The organism is Rhizobium sp. RAF36, assembly GCF_052114105.1.
GTDB lineage: Bacteria > Pseudomonadota > Alphaproteobacteria > Rhizobiales > Rhizobiaceae > Rhizobium.
Window position 1 is genome coordinate 384,052 of sequence record NZ_JBFREC010000001.1, and the last position, 19,892, is coordinate 403,943.

The following is a 19,892-nucleotide window of genomic DNA, read 5'->3' on the forward strand; positions in this document are numbered from 1 at the left end:
CCGGAAGCGTGCGGATCTCTGTCACGCCTTCTTCCCGTAGATGTGGAAGCCGCCGTAAATCGCCGAGCGATCGAGCGCCGTCATGTCGCGCGACTTGTCTTCGAAGTAGTCCCACTGATCGCGGATCGCCGGCGACAGACGTCCCTCGATGATGCTCTTCTCCGCAGCCGTGCGGAAGATGACGCGGGCGCCGGGGCGGGCGGTGCGGCTGATCTCGGCCCAGAGGCCGTTCAGCTGCTCGTCGGTCATCCAATCTTGCGCATCGAGCAGGATATAGCGGTCGCGCGATGCGGCGGGCTCACCGGCGAGCAGCTCGGTGAAGTTCGCATGGTGAACCGTGACGCGATCGACATTGGCGCGGATCACCTCATGGTGCTCCGGCTTCAGATAGGTCGGCAGCGGACCTTCGTCGCCAGCGGCGTAGCGGCGCGCGAAGGCTTGCCAGGCGAAATAGTTGTCGCGCATCGGGAAGTGGCAGGCGAGCTTCTCAAGACGGTGGCGCAGAACCGGGGCGATCGAATGGTCGGCGGCGAGGCTTGCCAGCTCGTCATATTGCTGCGGCGGGATGCCGAGGCCGAACAGCGAGCTCTTGCGGCCGGTGATCCAGCGCACGACGGGCTTTTCGAAGAGAGGAGCGACCTGCTGGTCGAAGAAGGCGCGCTGCTCTTCCAGCGACTGCGTCTTGGTGATCTGCTTCAGATCGACGCCATGCAGGCGGGCCAGCAGATGGGCGGCGCCGATGAAGCGGCCGAGCAGGCCCGTCTCATAGATGTTGCGGTCGAAGACGGTGACGCGGCGGCGGCCGAACTTGCGGCCGTTCCAGTAGCTGCGCGTCGCATCATCCAGAACCGGAGAGAGGTAACGGTCGAAGGCGTGGCTGTTCGATGCTTCGTTCGGCATGGCGAGGAAGCGGACGAGATCGGCATGACCGGGCAGATGCTTGAAGGCGGCGAGCTTCAGGCGGTTGAGCGCGATGTGATGCGGGTTCAGATCGACGACGTCGATCGAGGCCGGACCCTTGGAAAGGTAGGCCAGCATGTTGCAGCCGCCGGAGCCGATCGTGACAATGCGGTGATGCGGCTGCAGCTCCATCGCCTGCATGTCGAGATCGGGATCTTCCCAGATCTGCGGATAGACGAGGCCGGAGAAAAGCAAGCCAAAAAGCCGCTCCGAGAAGCCTTCCTTGGAGAATGCCTTATGGCGGAGAAGTGCGTCCTTGAGTTTCCGGTTCTTGCGGAAGCCGGCATCCGGTGCAAATTCGGTCATCTGATTCCATCACCGTTTTTAGCGTTCAGGGCGTTTAACGCGGCGCTGCTACAGTTTGATGACGCGGGCTGTGGGCGGCGTTTTGCGGGCAATAGCGTGGATGAAACGGCGCTCTCGCTTTTGTGCCCTTTTCTATGGTGGCGTTTGCTGCTTCTCTCCACCTGTGGAGGAAGAAACATGCGAGTAGTTCTGCGTATCCTGAAGGCGCTTCTGGCGCTGGTGATCGTCGCGGTCATCGGCGGGGCGCTGTGGCTCTATGTTCGTCCGCCGGAACTGCTGCGCGTCGGCGATGGCTATGCGGCAAAGATCGTCTGCTCGAATGTATTCATGGCCGGGCGTGATCCGGATACCGTTCTTGCCGAGGACGTTCAGGCGCCCGGAAATCCGCTGCTGCGGTTGATCCGCGTTTCCGTCAACCGCGAGGAGGGGAAAGTATCGGCCCGCATCCTCGGCCTGTTTGCGCCGGGCCATGCGCTCTATCGCGGCGCCTTTGGCTGCACCAGCGTTCCCGATGGCGACTTCGGCGCTGCGATGAATGCCGCGCCCGAAGAGGATCTCGCTGCGCCGCCACCGAGCGACGATCTGTGGCCCGAGGGCGAGCGGGTCGCTGCCGCCAATAACGGCAAGCTTGCGCCGCTGCTTGCCGACGAGGCGCTGGCCGGTCCGGAGATGCGAGCGATCGTCGTCGTCCACAATGGCCGGATCGTCGCCGAGCGCTATGGCGACGGATTTGATGCGCGCACACCGCTGCTCGGCTGGTCGATGACCAAGACCGTCAATGCGGCGCTAGTCGGCCGGGTGATGCTGTCGGGCAAGCTCAATTTCGACGACGCCAAGCTGTTTGCCGCCTGGCATGGCGATGGGCGGGCGGCGATTACCCTTGCCGATCTGCTCGGCATGGAAAGCGGCCTGGCGTTCAACGAGGATTACGGCGCCGTCGCCGATGTGACGCGCATGCTCTATCTCGACCCCGATATGGTGACCCTGCCGGTAAATGCGGCGCTGCAAGACAAGCCCGGCCAGCGCTTCCGTTATTCGAGCGGCACGGCGGTGCTTCTGTCCCGCATCTGGATGGACAGGCTCGGTGATCCGCAGAGTGCTTTCGATTATCCGCGCGATGCGCTGTTCGGGCCGCTCGGCATGTCCAGCGCCGTGCTGGAGGTCGATGCGCGCGGCACCTTCGCCGGAAGCTCCTATCTCTACGCGACGGCGCGCGACTGGGCGCGCTTCGGGCAGTTCTTGATCCAGGATGGCGTCTGGAACGGCCAGCGGCTGTTGCCGGAAGGGTTCGTGGCGACAATGCGGACGCCGACGCAGTCGTCGGGCGGGAAATATACGCAGGCGCAGGCCTGGCTTGCGGCCCCAGGCGGCGATCTGAGCGCGGCTGCGGGGCTTCCGGGCGATACGTTCTGGCTGGAGGGGCATGACGGGCAGAGCGTGGCGATCGTGCCATCCGCCGGTCTCATCGTTGTCCGCATGGGGCTGACGCCGAGCCGGCTCGGTTACAGGCCGCAGGTGCTGGTCAAGCAGATCGTCGGGGCGCTGTCGGCGCCCTGACCATTCGGTTCACGGATGGTGAGGCTCAGTAGTTGCCCTGGGCAACGTCGTCCATGCCCTTGCGCTTGGCATCGTAATAATAGCCGCGGGCATAGAGGCGAACGGCATCGTCTTCCTTGTTGTCGGACACGAGCCAGGCGCCGCGCAGATATTTCGCGGCATATTTGATGTTGGTCTCGGCATCGAGCAGACCGGACGGCTGGCCGTCGTAGCCCATAGACTTCGCGGTGTTGTACTTGATCTGCATCAGGCCGAAATAGCCGCGCTTGTTATAGGCGCGCGGATTATAGCGGCTTTCGCGGTGAACGACGCGATGCAGCAGCGATTCCGGCATCTCGTAGAGCTTGGCGTATTTGGCGATCAGCTTGCTGACGAAGCCCTTTTCTGCGGTCGGCGCATCGTCGGCATCGTTGTCGCTGAACATTGGCGGTGCCGTCGGCGGATCCATCGGGGCCGATTCGTCGAAGGAGAAGTCCGACATCGAGCGCGGCGCGCTGGCCTGAACGGCGAGCGCTGCAAGCGCGCCGTTCTGCGGCGTCGTTGCCGCGAAGGCAAGCTGCGTCGACGGCGAGGCCGGGGTTGCCGGACGCGGCGTCGGGATCACCGACTGCATCGCGGTCATCTCTGGCGTCAGCGGAATTTCGGTCGCAACGCTGGCGCCGGCCACGGGCTGGAACGCTGCATCGGCAGGGGAAACGGCCATCGGCAGGACGGCTGCCTGCGCCGAAAGGGCAGGCGTTGCCTGTGGATTGGCGGAGGCGAATGCCATCGGGGTCTGCGGAGCGGAGCCGTCGGCAGCCGGAACGGCGGCCATCATCATCGCGTCTTCACCCGGCTTCGGCGTCGGAACGACGGTCTGCACCGCGCTCAACTCAGCCTGTGAGGTGTACTCGACGGTCGAGCATCCGGTCATGATCCCGCAGAGCATCGTCGAAACGACCAGACTGCGTTTCAGGCCGGAAAATCCGTTCGCTACCATTCTGTCACTTTCGGGAATCGCGCCGCCCAGGCAGCGTTTAAAAAGTTACTGAGAAGCTAAGCACTGATTTTTCCCATTAACCTATTCGACTGGGCGTCGCAACCCGCTGAAAATTGCGATTGCGTTCAGGCCGCGATGCGGCGGTAGCCGGCGGTGACGGCGCCGGCGGCAATCAGCAACGTTCCGCCTGTGCGGTTGACGGCGCGCTGGACGCTTGCCTTGCGGATCAGGCCGCGGGCGGCATGGGCAAGCAGGGCATAGCTGGAAGCGTTGATCGTGGCCAGCACCAGGAAGGTGAGTTCCATGATCAGCATCTGCTCGAAGAAGGGAGCAGCGGGGTTCAGGAACTGCGGGACGAAGGCGACGAAGAAGACGATGCTCTTCGGATTGAGAGCAGTCACCACATAGGCGTGAAGAAAGATCTTCAGCGACTTTTCTTCCGGCAGATTGTCGTTGTCGGCGACAGGGCCGGGGATGATCGGGGCGCGCCAGAGCTTGATGCCGAGCCAGATCAGATAGGCGCCGCCCACCCATTTCAAAACGGTAAAGAGAGTCGCGGACGCCGCGAGCAGGGCGCCGAGACCGAAGAGAGAGGCGGTCATGGCGGTGAAATCGCCGAGCGCCACGCCCGATACGGTCGCCAGTGCCGTCTTGCGGCCATGGCCGAGCGCATAGGATACGACGAGCAGGATCGTCGGACCCGGAATGGCCAGCATAATGGCGGAAGCAGCGGCAAAAGCGAGCCAGGCTTCGAGCGACATGGAATCTCCTCCTATTCCCCAGGAAACAAGCAAAGACACCATATCAACCCTGCGTCAATCATGCGGCGCGGTATTTTTGGCCGATCTTATTCATCAGTTCGGCAAACCACTTGGTCGAGGTGTCGAAGGCCTTGCCGCCCTTGATGCGCGGGAATTCGATGGTGCGCAGCTTGCCGTTCTGGTCCTCGTCGTGGCCGGTGACGCCGGAGATCCTGTTCAGTGCGCTTTCGACCGCAAGATCGGTCATGCTCTGAATCAGGCGCAGGTCGTCGCCGTTGGCAGGGGCCGAGCGGGCGAAATAGCCGGACTTCTGAACAAGCGAGCGTTCGGCATTGAGCAGGCTCGCGAACTGCTTCTGGAACCAGCCGCCGACATTGATCGTATCGATCTTCACATGGCCGAAAGCGTCGCGCTTGATGGTCTCGCCGGCAGCTTCGCGCTCGGCGACGATGGCATCGAGGCAGGCGCCTTCCGACACGAAGACGGTGGCGTGGCCGGTGCGGTCCATCACTTCCTTAAGACGGGCGGCTTCGGCCTGCAGGTCGAAGGCCATCTCGGGCAGATAGACGGCGTCGATGCTCTTCATGCCGGCATTCATCAGCATGCCGTCGACATATTCATTGTGCTTCGTGCGGCGCAGATAGGCATCGGCGGTCGCAGCCGTCAGCCAGCCGCAATGGCGGCCCATGACCTCGTGGATGACGAGGGTGCGCGGGGCAGCACTCTGCTCGTTGCTGACATTGTCGAAGAAATGCGCGCCGACTTCGGCTGCCGTCCAGGCGCCGAGCGACTGGCGGATCGGCACGACGTCGTTATCGACAGTTTTCGGCAGGCCGACGACGGTCAGGTTATAGTTGTTGGCTGCGAGATAGGCCGCGAGATCGGCTGCCGTGGTGTTGGTGTCATCGCCACCGATCGTGTGCAGGATGGTGATGCCGTCAGCCGCGAGCCGTTCGGCCGCGACGCGCAGCGGGTTTTCGCCTTCCTTGACCAGGCCGCGCTTGACGCAATCGGCCGCGTTGGTGAGCTTGACGCGGCTGTTGCCGATCGGCGAGCCGCCGTAGCGGTGGAGCAGCGGCGCCTTGTCGCGCATGTCCTTTGTGATCTTGATGCTGTCGCCGAGGAGTACGCCCTGATAGCCGGATTTGTAGGCGATCAGCTCGATATCGGGAGCGACATCGCTATAGCGTTCGATGAGGCCGCCGACGGCTGATGACAGACAGGGGGCAAGGCCTCCGGCGGTCAGCATTGCGACTTTCTGTTTGGCCATAATCCCTCCTAGACGGCTTCGATGTGCGATTGCACGCGCTTAGCTAATGCATGCATGCGGCAGGGAAAGAGGCCTGTAAAGTAAAGAATTGACGAAAAATCAGTGCTCCAGGCGAAGGGTCTGTGGAAGCGGCGATATAATCGGTTCAGGCGGCGAAACTGTATCGCCGAGATCTGTGGAAACTGTCTCAGACGAGACGCAAATTGCGGCACCAGATCGGCGCACAATTACCGAATTGTGAAAAGTGTTTTCAACCCTACGACTAATCGCTGCCTTGCATTAGCAACGATTATTTGGTCATGGTGTTGTCAGATATTGCGATGCGAGAAACTTCGATGTCCTTCTGGGAAAAACTGCTGAACGCCATTGGCAATACCGCGGGCAACGTGCTCTCCGCGGTTGTCGAGGCTGTGCGGACGGTTTTCGAAGGCGACCCGGAGACGCGCCGGAAGGTGGCTTTCTCTGTGGCGGTGATCGCGCTTTCCGCCAAGATGGCGAAAGCAGACGGCATCGTCAGCGAGAAGGAAGTCCAGGCTTTCCGCGACATCTTCGAATTTCCGCAGGATCAGGCGAAGAATGTCGCCCGTCTCTATAATCTGGCGCGTCAGGACGTGGCCGGTTACGAGGCCTATGCCGAGAAGCTGTCTTCGCTCTGCGTCACCTGCGCGGCCAACTGCCCGGTGCTGGAAGATGTGCTCGATGGTCTGTTCCACATCGCCAAGGCTGACGGGCTGATCCATGAGAAGGAAATGAACTTCCTTCGCCACATCGCCGAAATCTTCCAGATGAGCGAGCAGCGCTTCGAGCAGATCGCCGCCCGTCATGTGTCGATCGGCCGTGACCCCTACAAGGTTCTCGGCGTTTCCTCGGCTGACGATTTCCCGACGATCCGCCGCCGCTACCTGGCGCTGGTCAGCGAAAATCATCCTGACCGGCTGGTCTCGCGCGGTGTGCCGGAGGAGTTTCATGCCATCGCCAACGAGCGGATGGCAGCCCTCAACGACGCCTATGCGGCGATCGAAAAGGAACGCCGGGCAGCATGACCTCCTTCGAGGCCGATTACCGCAAGGCCACCGTCAAGCCGTCGCCGAACCATGGCGAGCGTGCGGATGGACGCCAGCCGGATATCATTCTTCTCCATTATACGGGCATGTCGACGCCAGACTCGGCGCTCGACTGGCTCTGTCGCGAGGAAAGCCAGGTCTCGTCGCACTACTTCGTGCATGAGAATGGCGAGGTCGTGCAGATGGTGCCGGAAACGCGCCGTGCCTGGCATGCGGGCAAGAGCAGCTGGCATGGACAGGACGACGTCAATTCGGCGTCGATCGGCATCGAGATCGCCAATGCCGGCCATCCCGGCGGGCTGCCCGAATTCCCGAAAGAGCAGATTGCGGCAGTGATCGAACTGTGTCGGGATTGTGGCGAACGTTGGTCCATCGTGCCTGAAAGGGTGCTTGGGCATTCCGATGTGGCACCGGTTCGCAAGGTCGATCCGGGCGAGAGATTCCCCTGGGGAGAGCTGCATAAAGCAGGGGTCGGGCACTGGGTCGAACCGGCGCCGATCACCGGCGGGCGGTTCTTTCAGCGAGGCGACCGGGGGCAGCCGATCGAGGCGCTGCAATCGATGCTGTCGCTTTATGGTTACGGCACGGAAATCACGGGTGAATTCTCCGACAAGATGGCCGGCGAACTGGAGGCTTTTCAGCGCCATTTCCGCCCTGAGCGGGTGGATGGGATAGCCGATTTCTCGACGATCGATACGCTGCATCGCCTGCTTGCCGCGCTGCCCCGCTATTCCTAAGCGGCGTGCCGGTGCCTTCACCGGCGAATTTGCCGATTCACACTTGAATTGTGCAGTGCCACATCATTTCCCTATTATCTCCTCATTGCGATGGTCTAACCCCTGCCGCTGAACAGCGTCCGCCGCCTTGGGTATAGTGTAGCGGAAGGGCGCCAACTGAAACGATAAGAATTGCTGCGGCATGCAGTCATTCCTTGGCTGCGTGTTACCGTGAGACGGCGAGGCGCGCAGTCCGGCAATTCTTTGGGTCGGAGTGTCAAGACTACATGAGAAATGCGATTATTGGTGCTGCGGCATGCGTTGGCGTGCTGCTGGCAGGGTATAACTGTGCCTTCGCAGGCGAAGCAGATAATAAAACTGATAAGACTGAAACCGTTAAATTCAAGACCGTCGATCGTGGCAGCGGCTACGCCATGCCAGACTTTGCGACCAACAAATATTCGGTGCTGATCGCAAAATACGCAAAGCAATACGATGTCCCCGTAGCGCTGGCGTCCGCCGTGGTGCGGGTTGAAAGCAACTTCAATCCGAATGCCCGCGGCAGCGCAGGCGAGGTCGGCCTGATGCAGATCAAGCCGGCAACCGCACGGATGATGGGCTATGCCGGTACGAAGAAAGGTCTCTTCGATCCCGAGACCAACATCAAATACGGTATGAAGTATCTCTCCATGGCGCATGAACTCGGCGGCGGCGAAACCTGCGGCACGATCCTGAAATACAATGCGGGTCATGCCGCCAAGCGTATGAACCCGGTCTCCAAGGCCTATTGCGGCAAGGTTCTGGCGCTTCTCTAAGGGCGCCCGTAACCTGTTGATGCGGAATCCCTTTCCGCCTGCACTTCAGAAAATGATTCAACTTGCCGGCCTGAGTGTCTGACATCGCGAAGCGAGGTAAGGCATGGCCGGGTTGAAGACGGTTCGGCCGCCTTGCCGCTCACTTCGCAGGCGGCTATCCCTATCCCCGAATTTTCCGGAATCGTGTTCCGGCAGACAGGGAAGGCAGCGATGGCAGCAGATTTCAAATACATCGTCGTCGGCCGGGGCATGATGGGTGCGGCTGCGGCCAAGCATCTTGCGATGCAGGCGGATGGTGTGGCTGTCATCGGCCCCGACGAACCGGAGAATCGCAAGGCGCATCAAGGCGTCTTTGCCAGCCATTATGACGAGGGCCGCATCACCCGCACGGTCGATCCGGATCGGGACTGGGCGCTTCTCGCCAATCGTTCGATCGCGCGTTACGCGGAGATCGCTTCCGAAAGCGGTGTGGATTTCTATACCGAAGCAGGCTGTGTTGTGGTCGCCCCCGCGGGTGGCGACTATGTCAGCGAGACCAGGGCGGCGGCGGATTCGCTCAAAGTCGATGTCCAGACGCTGGATGCTGCAGCACTCGCGCAGACCTTTCCGTATTTCTCGCTGCCGCAGGGCTGCGACGGTGTCTTCCAGGCGAAGGACGCTGGCTATATCAGCCCGCGGCGGCTGGTGAAGGCGCAGTCGATCATCGCTGAAAAACGTGGTGCCACCGTGATCCGTGACTATATCACGGCGATCCGGGAGCGGGGCGATACGGTCGCCGTAATCACCGCATCAGGCGAGACCATCACGGCCGAAAAAGTCCTGCTCGCCGCAGGCGGTTTTTCTATCAGCGAGAATCTCTTGGCCGAAACCGTTGACATGTCGGTTTACGGGCGGACGGTGACGCTGTTCGAAGTCAGCGAGGAGCAGGCAGCAGCTTTTGCCGGCATGCCGTCGCTCATTCTGGATGCGCCTGGTATCGACATCTACTTGCTGCCGCCGATCCGCTACCCTGATGGCAAGCTCTACCTGAAGATCGGTGGCGACCCTGATGATTATCAGCTGAAGACCGATGCAGAACTGCGGGCGTGGTTTCGCACCGACGGCAGGCCGCGGGCGCGCGATCGCCTGATGCTGATTACCAGACGTCTGATTCCCGAACTGAAGCCACTTTCGGTCTCCACGGCCTCCTGCGTGGTGTCGAAGACATCCAGCAAGCACCCGATGATCGGCTTCACCTCGTCGCCCAATATCGCCGTTCTGACCGGTTGCGCCGGGACCTCGGCGAAGAGCTCGGACGAGATCGGTCGGCTCGGGGCGGAGCTGTTGCTGACCGGCCAGATTGCTCCTCAGGGCTATCGGACGGATTTCAAACCGTCTTTCCGTTAAGCGGCGGCGATATTTGCTGTGGCAATTCCCTGACGGCTCCGCTAAGGGAGCGCTGCCAGTTGGCCGGGCAGCCGCGCTTTACAATGCCGAAAGGTGGTAAGGTGAGGAAAGTCCGGGCTCCACGGAAATACGGTGCCGGATAACGTCCGGCGAGGGCGACCTTAGGGAAAGTGCCACAGAAAGCAAACCGCCTGCGCTTGCGCAGGTAAGGGTGAAAGGGTGGGGTAAGAGCCCACCGCGTCTCCGGCAACGGCGATGGCAAGGTAAACCCCACCGGGAGCAAGACCGAATAGGGATGACGTGGTTGGCGCAAGCCTTCCGGCCGGTTTCCAGGCCAGTCATCCGGGTGGGTTGCGAGAGGCGGCGTGCAAACGCCGTCCCAGAGGAATGGCTGCCACGTTCCGGGTCAAACCGGAGCCATACAGAACCCGGCTTACAGGCCAACTGGCGATTACACTTTCTGTCTCTCAGCACATTCGGCGTAAAAGCCGAAGGTGTTGTTATCGCGTGATTTTCGCGGAGCGAAATCGGGCCTCCAGTCTATATTTCCATTTTCTTACGGATGCTTTTCCGGGTGCCGGAAAATGCCGATCCTAACCCTTTGTTAAACTTAACAGCTTATAAATTTTCGATACTGCGCTCATCGCGAGAGGGGCGTTTCCCATTGACGCCCATATGGTCCCATGGTATCCCATAAGAGCACTGCACAAGGGCAATCATCTGCCCATCAATCGCAAAGCCAAGGCGCCTTCCGCTCCGGAAGCGCCGGATGGAATTCCATTCATCCGGCTAGCGAAGCTGTGTCTGATTTTGGGAGTTTTGGGCGCGTTGTTTCTGTCCGGGCTCTTTCGGGAACGGATGTTTCGTGTCATGAGCCGCTTCCTCTCAAATGCGACCAACAGGATCGATTCCAAGGGCAGGGTTTCCGTGCCGGCGGCGTTTCGTTCCGTGCTGGCGCAGCGCAATATCCAGGAGCTGTATTGCTTCCAGGATTTTGTGTTTCCGGCGATCAGCGTCGGCGGTCCGGATCTTCTCGAAAGGTTCGAGCGGCAGATTGCTGCGGAGGATCCGTTTTCGCCGGTTGCGAACGAGATGTCGCTTCTCATTCATGGGGGCGGGGTCTTCATGAAGCTCGACGCCGAGGGGCGTTTGATGGTCACGGATTTCATGCGGGATTTCACGGGGATCTCGGACGAAGTGACTTTCGTTGGTCGGGCAGATCATTTTCAGCTGTGGCAGCCGCAGGCATTTCAGGCGGCACAGCTTCAGGCACGAGGGGAGCGCGCGCTGGCGGGCAAGCGCTCCTGAACAAGCGAGGGCGCGGAATGGTGACGAATCCTGGCGGAGATTCTTCTGATGCCAGTGGCGGACCGGTTCGTCACATTCCGGTTCTTCTGCGCGAAGTCCTTGATGCACTGGCGCCTGCGTCCGGCAAGAGCGTTCTCGACGGCACGTTCGGGGCTGGCGGCTATACGTCGGCGATCCTTGCGGCTGGCGCCGATGTGATCGCGCTCGATCGCGACCCGACGGCAATCGCTGCCGGTCAGGCGCTGGTCGCGGAACATGCCGGTCATCTGCGGCTCATTCATTCGCAATTTTCGCATCTTGCCGATCATGCGCCTGATGCGGGCCTCGACGGTGTCGTGCTCGATATCGGCGTCTCCTCGATGCAGATCGACGAGGCCGAGCGTGGCTTTTCGTTCTCGAAGAACGGCCCGCTCGACATGCGCATGTCGGCTGCCGGTGTTTCTGCCGCCGATGTCGTCAATCGCGCCAAGGTGGCCGAACTGATCCGTATCTTTCATTTCCTCGGCGAAGAAGATCAGGCGCCGCGCATCGCGCACGCGATCGAAAAGCGCCGCGCCGAAAAGCTGTTCGAAACGACCCGCGATCTTGCTGGTCTCATCGAGCTGGTGACGCCGCGCAAGATGAAGGACAAGATCCATCCGGCAACGCAGGTGTTCCAGGCGCTGCGCATCTTCGTCAATGACGAGCTTGGCGAGCTGGCGCAGGCGCTGTTTGCCGCCGAGCGGGCGCTGAAGCCCGGCGGGCGGCTCGTCGTCGTCACCTTCCACTCGCTGGAAGACCGGATCGTCAAGAAATTCTTCTCCGACCGCGCAGGCAAGGCCTCGGGCTCGCGTCACCTGCCGGTGGCGCATGAGCGCGCCGCGACCTTTACTGCAGTCGGGAAGTCTATGGTTGCTGCCAGTCAGGCGGAAGCCGAAGTGAATCCACGGGCACGTTCCGCCAAGCTGCGCGCTGGGGAGCGCACATCGGCTCCGGCCGAAGCGGCGGACATGTCCATCTTCGGTCTGCCTAGCCTGGCCAGTCTCGGAAAACTTGGGGGTTGATGTGCTGAGAACGTTCGACTTCGTCTTGATCGGTGTGATGACGGCCGCGGCGGCCGTGACCTATACGATCAAGCATCGCGCCGAGCTGAAGCTCGAGGAGGTTCACCGCCTCGAATCCGAGATCAAGCTCGAGAAGGATACGATCGAGCTGCTGAAGGCCGATTGGGCGCTGCAATCGCAGCCGAACCGGCTGGAGCGCCTCGTCAACACCTATAATGACGAACTCAAGCTGCAGCCGACCGATTCCACCGCTCTCGTCCATGCCCGCGAATTGCCGATGCTGAAGGCGCAGGTTCCTGTTCCGGATGTGACAGAGGCCAAGGCAGACCAGAAGCATGCGACGGGTGCTGTGGCGTCCGCCGCAAAGCCTGCCGCCAGTGCCAAGGTTGCCGCAAAGGTAACTCCGAAGCCGGTGCCGCGGGTCGAAGAGCCTGAGGACGATACGGATCAGATCGCAACCGGATCGGTGGAGTAGGCCATGTCGTTTCTCTCCCGCATCATGGTGTTGAAGAGCCAGGCGCATTTCTCCTCCGGCGTCTATAACCGCTTCGGCGGCCCGTCGGGCAGCATTCCGCTCGAGGGCTCGCGCAAGAAAAAGGCCGGGCAGGCGAAAAGCCGGGTCGGTCTGCTGATCCTCGGCTTTACTGCGCTTTACGGCGTCATCGGTGGCCGTCTGGTCGAGTACGCGATGAAGGATCAGGAGATCGTTTCCTCTATCCTGCCGCCCGATCGTCTCATGGCATCGCGCCCCGATATTCTCGACCGCAACGGCGAGGTGTTGGCCACCGACATTCGCACCGTCTCGCTGTTTGCCGAGCCGAACAAGATTGTCGACGTTGACGAGGCGATCGAGAAGCTGGCGACCGTGCTGCCGGATCTCGACGCCAAGGGTACCTACAAGAAACTGTCGGTAAAGACCTCGCACTTCGCCTGGCTGCGCCGCCAGTTGACGCCGAAGCAGCAGAGCCAGATCCTGGCGCTCGGCATTCCCGGCATCGGCTTCCGTCCGGAGAAGCGCCGCTTCTATCCGGGTGGCCCGACTGCTTCGCACATTCTCGGTTACGTCAATATCGACAACCGCGGCGTCTCCGGCATGGAGAAATATATCGACGACCAGGGGCTTGCCGATCTCGCCTCCGTAGGCATGACCAGCGACCAGCCGCTCGAGCCGGTGAAGCTGTCGATCGATATCCGTGTCCAAAATATTGTTCGCGACGTCGTCACCAGCGCCGTCACCAATTATGAAGCTAAGGGTGCCGGTGCCGTCGTGCTCGACATCCATACCGGCGAAGTGCTCGGTATGGCCTCCGCGCCGGATTTCGATCCGAACAATCCGGAGGAGGGCGCCAAGGAAGGCTGGCTGAACCGCATGTCGAACGGCACGTTCGAAATGGGCTCGACCTTCAAGACCTTCTCGACGGCCATGGCACTCGATAGCGGCAAGGTCAGCATCAACGACAGCTTCGATGCCAGCCGCCCGATCCGCATCGGTGGGTTCACCATCAACGACTTCCACGGCCAGCGCCGTTGGCTGACCGTGCCTGAGATCTTCGAATATTCGTCGAACATCGGTACGGCGAAGATGATCGATATCGTCGGCATGGAGATGCAGAAGGACTACCTGACGCGCTTCGGCCTGCTGACGCGGATGAAGACCGAGCTTCCCGAAGTCAAGATGCCGAGCCAGCCGAAGGTCTGGAAGAAGATCAACTCGATCACGATCTCCTTCGGCCACGGCGTCTCGACGACGCCGATGCAGACGGCGGTTGCCGGTGCGGCGCTCGTCAACGGCGGCAAGCTGATCGAGCCGACCTTCCTGCCGCGTACCCGCGAGCAGGCTGACGAGACCGCCGAAGTCGTCGTCAAGAAGAGCACCAGCGACGCGATCCGCTATCTCTTCAAGCTGAACGGTCTGAAGGGCTCGGGCCGTAACGCCGATGTGGCGGGCTTCAATGTCGGCGGCAAGACGGGGACGGCCGACAAGGTCGTCAATGGCCGATACGCCCATAACCTCAATTTCAACGCCTTCCTGGCGGCCTTCCCGATCGACAATCCACGTTATGTGGTGCTGACCTTCTGCGACGAGCCGCATAACGGCGAGAAGGGCCAGAACATCGCGGCCTACACCGCCGCGCCGATGGTCAAGAACATTATCCGCCGCGCTGCCCCCATTCTCGGCGTCGAGCCGCAATTCGGCGAAGACGGATCGGCCTTGTTGGTGTCTTATTGAGTCTGAATGAATACGGCGCCGATTCGCGTGGGGTGAACGGCGCCAGAGAGAAAAGACGTTCGATGAAACTGCGGGACATTGCCGGAAGCGCATTTCCGGAAATCAAGGATCAACTCGACGGACCGGTAGGCACGCTGGAGATATCGGGTCTCACGGCTGACAGCCGCAAGGCCGGGCACGGCGCGGCCTTCGTCGCCGTCGCTGGCACCAAGGCCGATGGCGCAAGTTTCATCGCCGATGCGGCGAAGAACGGTGCCGCCGTCGCCATCACCTCGCAGCCGGTCGAAGCCTCCATTCCCGTTCTCGCCGTCAAGGAACCGCGCCGCTTCCTATCGCTGGCTGCCGCCAATTTCTATGGCAAGCAGCCTGCCACCATGGTTGCCGTGACGGGTACCGCAGGGAAGACCTCGGTGGCCTCCTTCACGCGCCAGATCTGGGCGCATGCCGGCCACCCGGCAGCGATGATCGGCACGACGGGTGTCGTCTCGCCCACGCGCAACGATTACGGTTCGCTGACCACGCCGGATCCGGTTTCGCTGCACAAGCTGCTGGCGGAACTCGCCGATGAAGGCGTCACACATGCCTCGATGGAAGCCTCGAGCCACGGCCTGGACCAGAGCCGTCTCGACGGCGTGAAGCTTGCCGCCGCCGCCTTTACCAATCTCGGCCGCGATCACATGGATTACCATCCGACGATCGAAGACTATATGGCGGCCAAGATGCGGCTGTTCGACACGCTGCTGCCGAAGGGCGCGCCGGCGATCATTTTCGCCGACGATGCCTGGTCGGCGCAGGCGATCAAGGCAGCGACCGATGCCGGTCACGACGTCCGCACTGTCGGCCGCAAGGGCGATTACCTCACCCTGAAGCGTGTCGAGCATTTCCGTCACAAGCAGGTGGCCGAAGTGCATGTCGGTGGAGAGATCTTCGAGGTCGATATTCCGCTGGCGGGCGACTTCCAGATCGCCAATGCACTGGTTGCCGCGGGTCTTGCGATGTCGACGGGCGTGCCGGCCAAGGTGGCGATGGGGGCTCTCGAAAAGCTGCAGGGCGCCTCAGGGCGTCTGGAGCTTGTCGGCCATACCCATGATGGCGCGCTCGCCTATGTCGATTACGCCCACAAGCCGGATGCGCTTGAAAACGTTCTGAATTCCGTCCGCCCGTTCACAACCGGCCGTGTCGTCGTGGTGTTCGGCTGCGGCGGCGACCGTGACAAGGGCAAGCGGCCGATCATGGGCGAGATCGCCTGCCGTCTGGCCGATGTGGTGATCGTCACCGACGACAATCCGCGCTCGGAAGACGCGGCGACGATCCGCGCCGAGATCATGGCGGCCGCGACCTGCGCCACCGAAATCGCCGACCGCTCACTGGCGATCAGCAAGGCGGTGGCGATGCTGAAGGCTGGCGACACGCTGATCGTTGCGGGCAAGGGACATGAAGAGGGGCAGACCATCGGGAGTGTGACGCTGCCTTTCTCCGACCACGCCGAAGTGCGTGAAGCCTTGGAGGAGGCGAAACCTTGAACTGGCTTTGGAACACGGAAGACATGATTGCCGCCATGGCGGGGCGTCCTTTCGGGACGCTTCCCCAGGGCATAACAGGCATTTCCATCGACAGCCGCTCGATTGCTTCAGGCGAAGCTTTCTTCGCCATCAAGGGCGATCGCGTCGATGGTCACGACTATGCCTCGATGGCGATGGCCAACGGTGCGTCGCTGCTTGTCGTCAGTGAGGCGCGGCTTGCGGGTCTTGGCCGTCTGACGGTGCCGATGATCGTCGTCGAGGATGTGCTGGCGGCGCTCGAGCGTCTCGCCGTCGCATCGCGCCAGCGGTCGCGGGCGCAGATCATTGCCGTCACCGGTTCGGTCGGCAAGACGACGACCAAGGAAATGCTGCGCCATGTGCTGTCGCCATCCGGCAAGGTGCATGCGTCCGTCGCATCCTTCAACAATCACTGGGGCGTGCCGCTGACTTTGGCGCGCATGCCGCTCGATACGCATTTCGGCGTGTTCGAAGTCGGCATGAACCACCCGGGCGAAATCCGTCCGCTGGTGCAGATGATCCGCCCGCATGTCGCCGTCATCACCACGATCGCACCGGCGCATCTCGGCAACTTCAAGAGCATCAAGGAAATCGCCACCGCCAAGGCCGAGATATTCGAAGGTCTGGTGCCCGGTGGTCATGTCGTTCTCAACCGCGACAACGACCAGTATAATTTCCTGGAGCGCACGGCACAGGCGCTTGGGATCGGCAACATCCATTCCTTCGGCCAGCACGCCAAGGCCGAGTATCGTCTCGCCGAGTTCAACGGCTCGGACGAGAGCTCGGCGCTGTGGCTGACGATCGATGGCGACACGCTGGAAGTGGCGATCGGGGCGCCTGGCCGCCACATTGCCGAAAACGCGCTTGCCGCCCTCGGCGTCGTGACGCTCGTCGGTGCCGATCTTGACAAGGCGATCGATGCGCTGGCGACCCTGCAACCCGAAAAGGGCAGGGGGCAGCGCCACAAGCTGCGGCTCGGCGTAGGCAGCCTGACGCTGATCGACGAAAGCTACAATGCGAATCCGGCCTCGATGCGCGCGGCGATCGCGCTGCTCGCGGCTGCCGTACCCTCGGGCTACGGACGCCGGATCGCCGTTCTCGGCGACATGCTGGAGATGGGGGAATTTGCCGAACGGGTGCATGCCGATCTGGCCGGTCCGCTTCTGGCGGCCGGTATCGAACATGTTTGGCTGGCAGGCAAGGATATGCAGGCGCTGAGGGAATCGCTTCCTGACAGTGTCGCCGTCGAGTATCGCGAGACGACGGCAGAACTCAAAGATTATGTACTGAACTCGGTCGAGCCGGGCGATGTCTTGATGGTCAAATCGTCATTGGGGATAGGTTTCGGCAAGATCGTTGCCGCGCTCCTTGACAAGTTTGCGCCATTTGCGGACACGCAGCGCGAGATTTGACCGGGTAAACAAGGGGCCCTGAATGCTGATTTGGCTAGTCGAACTGTCGGAACATTTTAAATTTCTGAACCTGTTCAGATACATTACCTTCCGCACAGGGGCCTCCCTCTTTACCTCCGCGCTGATCGTCTTCCTGTTCGGGCCGGTGATCATCCGTTCGCTGCGCATCCGCCAGGGCAAGGGTCAGCCGATCCGTGCAGACGGGCCGCAGACGCATTTCAAGAAGGCCGGGACGCCGACGATGGGCGGCCTGATGATCCTGGCGGGCATCGTCGGGGCATCGCTGCTCTGGGCAGACCTTTCGAACGTCTATGTCGTGGCGACACTGCTGGTGACGCTCGGTTTCGGCGCCATCGGCTTTTATGACGACTATCTCAAGGTGACGAAGCAGAGCGACAAGGGCTTTTCCGGCAAGGCTCGCCTCGGCATCGAATTCATCATCGCCGGCATTGCCGTCTATTTCATGATGCGCACGTCGCTGGCGTCAGGCCCTGCAGGCTCGACCTTCGGTTCGTCGGTCGCATTCCCCTTCTTCAAGGATTTCCTGATCAATCTCGGCATCATGTTCGTGGTGTTCGGCGGCTTCGTCATCGTTGCCGCCGGCAATGCCGTGAACCTGACGGATGGTCTGGATGGTCTGGCGATCGTGCCTGTCATGATCGCAGCCGCGTCCTTCGGCATCATCTCGTATCTTGCCGGTAACGCGGTGTTCGCGGGCTATCTGCAGATCAATTTCGTGCCCGGCACGGGTGAGCTTGCGGTCGTTCTCGGTGCCGTCATCGGCGCCGGTCTCGGCTTCCTTTGGTTCAATGCGCCGCCCGCCGCAATCTTCATGGGCGACACCGGTTCGCTGGCGCTCGGCGGCACGATCGGCACGGTTGCCGTTGCCACCAAGCACGAGATCGTCATGGCGATCATCGGCGGTCTGTTCGTCATGGAAACGCTGTCTGTCATCATCCAGGTCGGCTTTTTCAAGATGACCGGACGGCGCGTCTTCCTGATGGCGCCGATCCACCACCATTTCGAGAAGAAGGGCTGGACGGAAAGCCAGGTCGTCATCCGTTTCTGGATCGTCGCGGTCGGCCTTGCGATGCTCGGCCTCTCGACCCTCAAGCTGCGGTAAGCGGACGATGATCCCGGTCACCACACTTGCTGGCAAAAAGGTCGCGCTCTTCGGGCTCGGCGGGTCCGGCCTTGCGACGGCGCGGGCGCTGGTCGCGGGCGGGGCTGATGTCATTGCCTGGGACGACAATCCTGACAGCGTTGCAAAAGCCGGCGCCGAGGGGATTGCCACCGCGGACCTGCGTAGCATCGACTGGGCGTCGCAATCGCTTTTCGTGCTCTCTCCCGGCGTGCCGCTGACCCATCCGAAGCCGCACTGGACCGTCGATCTGGCGCGTGGCGCCGGTGTCGACATCGTCGGAGACGTCGAGCTCTTCGTCCGCGAGCGCCGGGCGCATGCGCCGGATTGCCCGTTCATCGCCATCACCGGCACCAACGGCAAATCGACCACCACGGCGCTGATCGCCCATATCCTGAAGACCAGCGGCCGCGACACGCAGCTCGGCGGCAATATCGGTACGGCGGTGCTGACCCTCGATCCGCCGAAGGCCCAGCGCTTCTATGTCGTCGAATGCTCGTCCTATCAGATCGATCTGGCACCGACGCTGAACCCGTCAGCCGGTATCCTGCTCAACCTGACGCCCGACCATCTCGATCGCCATGGAACGATGCAGCACTATGCCGACGTCAAGGAGCGGCTGGTGGCGGGCAGCGATACGGCGATCGTCGGTGTCGATGACAGCCATTGCGAAATGATTGCCGACCGCGTCGAGCGCGCCGGCACCAAGGTGGTGCGCATTTCGCGCCGCCATCCGCTGGCCGATGGCATCTATGCCGAGGGCACGAAACTCATTCACGCAACCAATGGCGCGGCGCTTCCGCTGGCCGATCTCGACGGCATCCAGACGCTGCGCGGCAGCCACAACGCGCAGAACGCCGCGGCTGCCGTCGCGGCCTGCCTTGCTGTCGGCGTCTCTGCCGATGAGATTCGTGTGGGGCTTGCCTCGTTCCCCGGCCTCAAGCACCGCATGCAGCCGGTCGGCAAGCGCGGCAATGCGGTCTTCGTCAACGATTCGAAGGCGACCAATGCGGATGCGGCGGCACCGGCACTGTCGAGCTACGACCGCATCTACTGGATCGCCGGCGGCCTGCCGAAATCCGGTGGCATCACGACGCTGGCGCCGTTCTTCCCGCGCATCGCCAAGGCCTATCTGATCGGCGAGGCGGCAGCGGAGTTTGCGGCCACCCTCGGCGAGGCCGTCCCCTACGAGATCTCGGGCACGTTGGAGCGCGCCGTCGCGCATGCGGCTGCCGATGCGGAAGAAGATGAAACTGGCCCTGTCGCGGTGATGTTATCCCCGGCTTGCGCAAGCTTCGACCAATATAAGAACTTTGAAGTCAGGGGCGATGCATTTGTCAGCCATGTGGCAGCGCTCGACGGAATCACCATGCTGATCGGTTCGGCAACAGGAGATAAGTGAC

General features: G+C 61.8%; 17 protein-coding genes and 1 other RNA gene. 14 read left to right on the forward strand and 4 right to left on the reverse strand.

Annotation, left to right across the window (positions count from 1 at the left end):
- Positions 1–21: 21 nt before the first annotated feature.
- On the reverse strand, positions 22–1,266 hold the full coding sequence (locus AB4Z25_RS01945; RefSeq protein WP_112537759.1) for a DUF3419 family protein: 1,245 nt from the start codon (positions 1,264–1,266) through the stop codon (positions 22–24).
- Positions 1,267–1,443: 177 nt separating this feature from the next.
- Here AB4Z25_RS01945 and AB4Z25_RS01950 point away from each other — a divergent pair, with 177 nt between their 5' ends.
- A complete protein-coding gene (locus AB4Z25_RS01950; RefSeq protein WP_112537758.1) occupies positions 1,444–2,823 on the forward strand; it encodes a serine hydrolase domain-containing protein in 1,380 nt (459 codons plus the stop codon).
- A gap of 25 nt (positions 2,824–2,848) precedes the next feature.
- Here AB4Z25_RS01950 and AB4Z25_RS01955 read toward each other — a convergent pair whose 3' ends face one another.
- The 3 genes from AB4Z25_RS01955 to AB4Z25_RS01965 form a co-directional block, all read right to left on the reverse strand.
- Positions 2,849–3,802: a lytic transglycosylase domain-containing protein gene (locus AB4Z25_RS01955; RefSeq protein WP_112386970.1), complete on the reverse strand. Its 954-nt coding sequence runs from the start codon at positions 3,800–3,802 to the stop codon at positions 2,849–2,851.
- Positions 3,803–3,927: 125 nt separating this feature from the next.
- Positions 3,928–4,563: a LysE family translocator gene (locus tag AB4Z25_RS01960; protein WP_112386971.1), complete on the reverse strand. Its 636-nt coding sequence runs from the start codon at positions 4,561–4,563 to the stop codon at positions 3,928–3,930.
- Positions 4,564–4,621: 58 nt separating this feature from the next.
- Complete coding sequence (locus tag AB4Z25_RS01965) at positions 4,622–5,833, reverse strand: pyrophosphate--fructose-6-phosphate 1-phosphotransferase (RefSeq protein WP_112537757.1); 1,212 nt, start codon at positions 5,831–5,833, stop codon at positions 4,622–4,624.
- Positions 5,834–6,168: 335 nt separating this feature from the next.
- Between AB4Z25_RS01965 and AB4Z25_RS01970 the strand changes: the two genes are divergently transcribed.
- From AB4Z25_RS01970 to murD, 13 genes are all read left to right on the forward strand, one after another.
- A complete protein-coding gene (locus tag AB4Z25_RS01970; protein ID WP_112386973.1) occupies positions 6,169–6,876 on the forward strand; it encodes a J domain-containing protein in 708 nt (235 codons plus the stop codon).
- Complete coding sequence (locus AB4Z25_RS01975) at positions 6,873–7,634, forward strand: N-acetylmuramoyl-L-alanine amidase (protein WP_112537756.1); 762 nt, start codon at positions 6,873–6,875, stop codon at positions 7,632–7,634. The genes AB4Z25_RS01970 and AB4Z25_RS01975 overlap by 4 nt, the downstream gene beginning before the upstream one ends.
- Before the next feature lie 266 nt (positions 7,635–7,900).
- Complete coding sequence (locus AB4Z25_RS01980) at positions 7,901–8,428, forward strand: lytic transglycosylase domain-containing protein (RefSeq protein ID WP_112515871.1); 528 nt, start codon at positions 7,901–7,903, stop codon at positions 8,426–8,428.
- Positions 8,429–8,638: 210 nt separating this feature from the next.
- Positions 8,639–9,814 carry an FAD-dependent oxidoreductase gene (locus AB4Z25_RS01985; RefSeq protein ID WP_112537755.1) on the forward strand — a complete coding sequence of 392 codons (1,176 nt, stop codon included), beginning with the start codon at positions 8,639–8,641 and terminating at the stop codon, positions 9,812–9,814.
- Between the two features lie 55 nt (positions 9,815–9,869).
- An RNA gene (gene rnpB / locus AB4Z25_RS01990) (RNase P RNA component class A) lies at positions 9,870–10,266 on the forward strand.
- A gap of 418 nt (positions 10,267–10,684) precedes the next feature.
- The gene (mraZ, locus tag AB4Z25_RS01995; RefSeq protein ID WP_112538005.1) at positions 10,685–11,122 is read left to right on the forward strand and encodes a division/cell wall cluster transcriptional repressor MraZ; all 438 of its coding nucleotides are present in this window, start codon (positions 10,685–10,687) and stop codon (positions 11,120–11,122) included.
- A 17-nt stretch (positions 11,123–11,139) separates the two neighbouring features.
- On the forward strand, positions 11,140–12,165 hold the full coding sequence (gene rsmH / locus AB4Z25_RS02000) for a 16S rRNA (cytosine(1402)-N(4))-methyltransferase RsmH (protein WP_112537754.1): 1,026 nt from the start codon (positions 11,140–11,142) through the stop codon (positions 12,163–12,165).
- Between the two features lies 1 nt (position 12,166).
- The gene (gene ftsL, locus AB4Z25_RS02005; protein ID WP_112537753.1) at positions 12,167–12,640 is read left to right on the forward strand and encodes a cell division protein FtsL; all 474 of its coding nucleotides are present in this window, start codon (positions 12,167–12,169) and stop codon (positions 12,638–12,640) included.
- 3 nt (positions 12,641–12,643) lie between these two features.
- Positions 12,644–14,395 (forward strand): peptidoglycan D,D-transpeptidase FtsI family protein, encoded by a 1,752-nt coding sequence (locus AB4Z25_RS02010; RefSeq protein WP_112386980.1) that lies wholly within the window; start codon positions 12,644–12,646, stop codon positions 14,393–14,395.
- Between the two features lie 62 nt (positions 14,396–14,457).
- On the forward strand, positions 14,458–15,918 hold the full coding sequence (locus AB4Z25_RS02015) for a UDP-N-acetylmuramoyl-L-alanyl-D-glutamate--2,6-diaminopimelate ligase (RefSeq protein WP_112537752.1): 1,461 nt from the start codon (positions 14,458–14,460) through the stop codon (positions 15,916–15,918).
- On the forward strand, positions 15,915–17,348 hold the full coding sequence (locus AB4Z25_RS02020; RefSeq protein ID WP_442207826.1) for a UDP-N-acetylmuramoylalanyl-D-glutamyl-2,6-diaminopimelate--D-alanyl-D-alanine ligase: 1,434 nt from the start codon (positions 15,915–15,917) through the stop codon (positions 17,346–17,348). Before AB4Z25_RS02015 ends, AB4Z25_RS02020 begins: the two co-directional genes overlap by 4 nt.
- Before the next feature lie 22 nt (positions 17,349–17,370).
- Positions 17,371–18,471, forward strand: coding sequence for a phospho-N-acetylmuramoyl-pentapeptide-transferase (gene mraY, locus AB4Z25_RS02025; protein WP_112386983.1), 1,101 nt, complete (start codon positions 17,371–17,373; stop codon positions 18,469–18,471).
- Between the two features lie 7 nt (positions 18,472–18,478).
- Complete coding sequence (murD, locus tag AB4Z25_RS02030; protein WP_112537750.1) at positions 18,479–19,891, forward strand: UDP-N-acetylmuramoyl-L-alanine--D-glutamate ligase; 1,413 nt, start codon at positions 18,479–18,481, stop codon at positions 19,889–19,891.
- Position 19,892 lies beyond the last annotated feature (1 nt).

What these genes read in the sequence shown, in the direction of transcription:
- AB4Z25_RS01945 (WP_112537759.1), bottom strand. Translation starts at nt 1,266, where the DNA reads ATGACCGAATTTGCACCGGATGCCGGCTTCCGCAAGAACCGGAAACTC.
- AB4Z25_RS01950 (WP_112537758.1), top strand. Translation starts at nt 1,444, where the DNA reads ATGCGAGTAGTTCTGCGTATCCTGAAGGCGCTTCTGGCGCTGGTGATC.
- AB4Z25_RS01955 (WP_112386970.1), bottom strand. Translation starts at nt 3,802, where the DNA reads ATGGTAGCGAACGGATTTTCCGGCCTGAAACGCAGTCTGGTCGTTTCG.
- AB4Z25_RS01960 (WP_112386971.1), bottom strand. Translation starts at nt 4,563, where the DNA reads ATGTCGCTCGAAGCCTGGCTCGCTTTTGCCGCTGCTTCCGCCATTATG.
- AB4Z25_RS01965 (WP_112537757.1), bottom strand. Translation starts at nt 5,833, where the DNA reads ATGGCCAAACAGAAAGTCGCAATGCTGACCGCCGGAGGCCTTGCCCCC.
- AB4Z25_RS01970 (WP_112386973.1), top strand. Translation starts at nt 6,169, where the DNA reads ATGTCCTTCTGGGAAAAACTGCTGAACGCCATTGGCAATACCGCGGGC.
- AB4Z25_RS01975 (WP_112537756.1), top strand. Translation starts at nt 6,873, where the DNA reads ATGACCTCCTTCGAGGCCGATTACCGCAAGGCCACCGTCAAGCCGTCG.
- AB4Z25_RS01980 (WP_112515871.1), top strand. Translation starts at nt 7,901, where the DNA reads ATGAGAAATGCGATTATTGGTGCTGCGGCATGCGTTGGCGTGCTGCTG.
- AB4Z25_RS01985 (WP_112537755.1), top strand. Translation starts at nt 8,639, where the DNA reads ATGGCAGCAGATTTCAAATACATCGTCGTCGGCCGGGGCATGATGGGT.
- mraZ (WP_112538005.1), top strand. Translation starts at nt 10,685, where the DNA reads ATGAGCCGCTTCCTCTCAAATGCGACCAACAGGATCGATTCCAAGGGC.
- rsmH (WP_112537754.1), top strand. Translation starts at nt 11,140, where the DNA reads ATGGTGACGAATCCTGGCGGAGATTCTTCTGATGCCAGTGGCGGACCG.
- AB4Z25_RS02010 (WP_112386980.1), top strand. Translation starts at nt 12,644, where the DNA reads ATGTCGTTTCTCTCCCGCATCATGGTGTTGAAGAGCCAGGCGCATTTC.
- AB4Z25_RS02015 (WP_112537752.1), top strand. Translation starts at nt 14,458, where the DNA reads ATGAAACTGCGGGACATTGCCGGAAGCGCATTTCCGGAAATCAAGGAT.
- mraY (WP_112386983.1), top strand. Translation starts at nt 17,371, where the DNA reads ATGCTGATTTGGCTAGTCGAACTGTCGGAACATTTTAAATTTCTGAAC.
- murD (WP_112537750.1), top strand. Translation starts at nt 18,479, where the DNA reads ATGATCCCGGTCACCACACTTGCTGGCAAAAAGGTCGCGCTCTTCGGG.